Annotated in this window: 2 protein-coding genes and 3 pseudogenes; all 5 read right to left on the reverse strand. The window is 47.7% G+C overall.

Annotation, left to right across the window (positions count from 1 at the left end):
- Positions 1-50 precede the first annotated feature (50 nt).
- Positions 51-1,664, reverse strand: coding sequence for a hypothetical protein (locus tag B5F94_RS15360; RefSeq protein ID WP_087331391.1), 1,614 nt, complete (start codon positions 1,662-1,664; stop codon positions 51-53).
- A 235-nt stretch (positions 1,665-1,899) separates the two neighbouring features.
- The gene (locus B5F94_RS15365) at positions 1,900-3,003 is read right to left on the reverse strand and encodes a hypothetical protein (RefSeq protein WP_087331394.1); all 1,104 of its coding nucleotides are present in this window, start codon (positions 3,001-3,003) and stop codon (positions 1,900-1,902) included.
- A 35-nt stretch (positions 3,004-3,038) separates the two neighbouring features.
- Positions 3,039-4,697: pseudogene (gene brxL, locus B5F94_RS15370) on the reverse strand (protease Lon-related BREX system protein BrxL); the annotation flags it as partial.
- Positions 4,697-5,041, reverse strand: a pseudogene (locus tag B5F94_RS17145) (topoisomerase); the annotation flags it as partial. The pseudogenes brxL and B5F94_RS17145, both read right to left, overlap by 1 nt.
- Before the next feature lie 89 nt (positions 5,042-5,130).
- Positions 5,131-5,362: pseudogene (locus B5F94_RS15380) on the reverse strand (translation initiation factor 2); the annotation flags it as partial.

The raw sequence follows: 5,362 nt of genomic DNA on the forward strand, positions 1-5,362 counted from the left end.
AGGATTTTCACCCGCTATGATAAGCTCGACTCCTCATTCCTTGCCTTCGTTTACATTGGCGCTATCGCCATTTTGTTGAAATGATGCAATACTCTGCAATTTTTAAAACAAGGCCTAATCTGTCTTGCAATCTCTTCTGCAACACATTGCTTAACATCGCTTCTATCTATAACAAATTCTCGAAACATATCCAGTACATTGATTCCTTCTGGCCCCATATAAAATGTTATTCTGTTTTTTAATTTATCATTAAGGTAATAGTTTATTTTTTCAGCAAAACAATATCCTATATTCATTGCTAAAGACCTACTCATGATCGAACGAGCAGAAAAATGGTATATAACAGAATTGACAAATTCCAAGTCATCAAGATTTCTATACGAATAAATAATGCTTTTTATTTCATAGATTGTTGTTTCAATTTCCCGTTTCTTTTGAATCAAGTCAAATGCCCCGAAATTAACAGCTGTACGATTTTCTAACTTCTTTATCCATGCTTGCAACACAACGGCATCTGCCATGTTCGGATTTTTCACCGCGGTCATTAAAGAACGGTATTTATTGTTATATCCATAATAATCATTTGAAATCTTGTCGCCATTCTCCTTGTTGTCAATAAGTTCTTGTATAATTATTACAAGCATATCCAACGGAATACCATCACTAAAATCAGACCCCTTATATTTTTCTATCCACGCTGCTACTGTTTTAACTTTGTCTACAGCATATAAGTAATGCTTGATATCAGCATAATCTATGTCATTACCATAAGATATAAGAGCTATTGCAAACTCTGCAGCGGGATCGTTATTCTTATTTTTTAGTCTTGCTTTGACCAAAGAAAGATAATCCCATTCAGCTTTATATTTTTCAGATTTTTTGAAAAATTTTATATAATCTGAGTCGGGTGGGGGATTTAGGCATATTTCATAATTTAGACGAATTCTATCATTTTCATTGCACAAGAGCTTATGACACGCTAGTAAATTAAAGAAAGAAGGGAGAACTTTTTCTGGCTTAGACAGGTGGATAACATCATGATTTTTGAGTCTTTCCAGCACCTTCGTTTTTAGGAAACAATGTATCCGCTCTAATTCCTTTAAAGCGTTTTCCGGATGTTCTAGGGCACTATCATTCATTACATAGTCAAAGATTTTGTCTGTAATATATTCCCAATATGAATTTATTTTTTCTAAACGAAGCTCACGTTGGTCGGCATCGGCTACGACACTTTTTATCGAAGTATATAACTTGCCAAAGTGTTCTCCATAGACACTAAATGGTGTGTATTTGCTTATCACATTTGAGAGGCGTGGCTTTGCCAAAATGTCCGTAATCTGCACCCTATAGTTATCACATGTAGCCTTAGTTTTAGGATCACCACACTTTTCAATATAAAATAGGAGCTTTAGGACCTTGAACATATTAAAGCGTTCCGCGTTATCAGTGCCAGCTATGGTTCTGATATCAAAATTCAATACGGATTTCAATTTGTCAACCAGTCCTGAACCATCACTGTTAGTAAATTTATCTCTTATCGTATCCTCATCAATAAATTCCCCTGGATGAGAAAACTCAAATTCATTTACCAATTCCATATATAAAGAATGCCATGACACGGGGTAATCCTCGTGGTATGTATTACCAATATCAAATTTTCCCATGTTGCTACCTCCCTAGTTGAACGGCAAGATCACTTTATTAAGATACCAAGGAAATTAGGATAGCTTATCCCGGACTTGATGGTCGCACCATAACAGAAAACTGGCCGCTGTCTCAAATTATATTGAGAGGACGGCCAGTTCCAGTTTATATACAGAGACTATAGTAAAGCGAGAAATGTAGGGCGTGGAAAAATATCTGATATCCTGTGATTTACTCACAGATCTGGCGTGCTTTTCAGTTAAATCCCTTGAAATAAGGGTTTTGTGCTAAAAGAGACAGAAGATATGCTTTCAGCCTCGCTTCCCCAAACCAGTTGCACGCTTCCAGTAGTTCCTCCTGCAGGTCGCCTACATAGGCGCTTTGGAACAACTGCCGAACCAGACGAGCATCCTCTTTCAGTTGAGCCAAAAGCTTGGGCTGGACGGTTTGATTCTGACAGAGTTCGTACAGGTCATTACCCAGCAGTTGTTCGGCGGCTTCCGGCTCCTGGAGATGTCGCTCGGCGGTGTCCAGCAGTAATTTCATCATCTGGATGCCTACTTCCGGTTTCCACTCACCGACCTTTCCCAGAAGTTCCATGGTGTCCATCTCCAAAAGTTCCTCCGCACTCCAGAAGCGGACTGCATCAGGAAAGGCGGCAATCAGCAGGTCCCGGCAGGCCCACTCATTCTCTGAGAAGTCCCAGTTGCGAACGGCAGCCTCCAGGGTGGCAAGATCCGGATGGAGCAGGGGATAGGCGCTCCAGTGGGCATCCAGTGCTTCCTGAAGCGCATCAAACAAAGTAGAGCTGTCCTCGCCGGAGAAAAAACTTTCCACATCGCTCAGGCCATCCACCGTTTGATAGAGCCAGTTGGGCCAGGCTTTGTATGCTTCATACTGGGGCAAATCAGGCAGCAAAGATTCCCAGAAGGAACCGAGTTGCTCCTTTGTAAGCAGAAACTGATCCTCAAAGGCTGGTTTTCCGCTGCGAGCTGCACCCAGTACCTCGCCTGCAGTGCAGAAGGAATAGCGCTGAAAAAACACCTGCAAAAGTTGGAGGTTATGTTGTGTCTGATTGTTGGCTGGAACCAAAGCGTGGGACATCCCGTAAATGGCCAGCTTGCAGGCCAAGAGCCGTTCTTTTTCTCCGCTGCCGAAGTGCGCTTGTATTCCCTCCAGAATGGAGAGAACGCCGCGCTCCAGGTCCTCCAGTGCCGCGTCGCTGGCCCGGGAAAGCTTGATGCGCTCCGACCGGTTCAGTGATGGTATGTCTCCAAAATCACCACACCAGCCGCACTCCCAGCGGTTGCCTCGTACCATAACAGGACTGCCGCAGTGCGGACATCGGATTGTAGACATGAGTACCTCCCATACAACAAATCAAATTTGAGTCGTTATTCTACACCCAGCGCCTTGAATACAGCTTCCTGCGCAGAGGTGTAAAAGATAATGCTGAAGGCTCCCATCAAATCAGGAGGCACAGTTCCAAGATCCGCAGCTGAAGTAATGGGAAGCAGGATTTTCTTGGCCCCGCTGTCCAGGCAAACCTGGAGGACATTGGCCAGCTCATCCACTTTGGTAATAGCACCACTGATGCTAATCTCTCCCAAAACCGCAAGGCTGCTGAGCGTGGGCTTATTGAGAGCAGCGGATGCGATGGCAATTACCGTGGGCAAAGCCAGAGATTTCGTCATCCCAATGCCATTGAGATCCTGATAGTTGATGATGTAGTCCTTCTGGGTTGTGCTGATGGAACGGGAGATCCCACCGCCGTTGGCTTTAAGGTAGTTAAAGGCAGTATTTGTGGCCTCCTTGGCTTCTCTGTCACTGCCCAGACCGGTGCGCTCAAATTTTCCGTTACCGGGCAGCATCTGAGTCTCCAGGCGATACACGCCTACCATACCGGACTTGGCTCGGGAGATGGTATAGACTGTTCCGGGATTGGCCATGCCCTCTGGAATCAGTTTTCCGCCGCCCTGCTCCGGCACTGACACAAAGCGCTCCTCAAAAGTTTCGTTATCGATATAGGAGAAATTCACATCGTAGAACTCCATACCACCGATCTTTTTCAGCTGCTCCTTGACCCTGCGCCGCATCTCCAGAGCATAGGTCAGGATCTCCTCCATATCGTTACGGGAGAATTCACCATCGGGATAGAGCAGTTTTGTGAACCCAGAAACCATTTTGCGGACGGCAATCGTGTCTCTCTGATTGAGATTGCTGCCAAAGCGGAAATATCGGTCGCAGGCGTCGCCCCAAGGCTCTTTCCGCATCTCTCGCATAAACTCTGCCAGATAGTCGGTGATAAAACCATAATCATTCGTAAAGAAGTCAGGACGATACTTGGGGATCTCCCAACCAGGCACATAACAGTGCATACGGTCAAGAAACGCCGTGTCGTAGGCCATAGCATCGGGAAACGGCTCAAAAAGATGGGAAGTTTTCAGCAGAACATCCACGCTCTGATTGATGTTGCCTACAAAGGCCATGGATGCGCTGGCGGCCTTCTCCTCTTTTCCGCGGGCAAAGGAACCAGAAGCCATGTAGTCTTTCATGATCTGCACGCCGTCTTTGTCTTTGAAGGTGATACCGGCAACCTCGTCAAAGGCTACACAGTCCCACAGCCCCACCAGTCCTACAGTTTTGGTCCCCATGTTGTAAAACAGATTGGCCACCGTGGTCTGCCCGCCGGAAACCAGGATGCTGTTGGGAGAGATCTCCTTGAACAGATGGGACTTACCCGTACTCCGAGGCCCCAACTCACAAAGGTTGAAGTTATTTTCTACCAATGGCAGCATCCGGGCCAGCAAGAGCCACTTTTCCCGCTCGGTAAACTTGTCCGCCTCCATGCCGGTGGAGCGGAGCAGAATGGTGATCCACTCGTCCTTGGTAAAATGCTTCCGTCCCTGCTTGATCTCAGCCAGATCAATGTGAGGCATCTGAATGGGAGTGACCTTCCGGATTTGGATGGGAGAGTTATGCTTGTCCTCTTCGCAGAACTCATAGTCCAGCTGCACGATACACCAGATCCCACCACAGAGCAGCCGGTCATAAAGGGGACCTTTTCCTCCTTTTCCTTGGTCTGCCGCGGAGTGCTCTCCGGGGGAGAGTCACGGGCGCGGCCATGCCAGGTCAGCAGGTACTCCACGGCCTCCGGGAAACTTTTGTTATAGAACCGCTGGAGGAATGTGATGGCATCTCCGCCGATGCCCTCTGAGTAGCGGAACCAGGTACGTCTGTCCTTGATCCGGATGCTATCCATCTCCTGCGTGGTGTAGTACCTGCCGATCCGCTTCACCTGGTAGCCCAGGGAGATCAACAGATCCGGAAGGTCCGTGTCTCGGACAGTGGCCATTTCAGCCTCTGTAAAGCGCGTCCTTTCTGCTGTTTGCATCATGTCACCTCCTTCTCGAAAAAACAAAAAAGGGGCCGGAGGACACATCCGCTTGAGATGTGTTCTCCGGCCCCTTGCTTTGACTCCTTGTGTTATTGTTCGATGTCCGCTGTGTCTCTCTCCGCCTCCGCACTGGCCTCGCTGGCGTCTGGGGTGGTACCGGCGGCTCCACTGTCCTCCGGGGCTTCCTCGGTGCTCTCAGGGGCCTCCTGTGGGGCCAGGCTGGCTTCGGCTTCCGCCAGCGCCTGCTCGATCAGGCCCAGGACGAAGTCCCGCTGGGTGAGCTTTACGCCGGTCCGAGCCGTTTCTCTGGCCAGGTGGGTC

This window comes from Flavonifractor sp. An4, assembly GCF_002161755.1.
Taxonomy (GTDB): Bacteria; Bacillota; Clostridia; order Oscillospirales; family Oscillospiraceae; genus Flavonifractor; species Flavonifractor avicola.

Coding starts and splice junctions, on each gene's coding strand:
- B5F94_RS15360 (WP_087331391.1), bottom strand. CDS start 1,664: ATGGGAAAATTTGATATTGGTAATACATACCACGAGGATTACCCCGTG.
- B5F94_RS15365 (WP_087331394.1), bottom strand. CDS start 3,003: ATGTCTACAATCCGATGTCCGCACTGCGGCAGTCCTGTTATGGTACGA.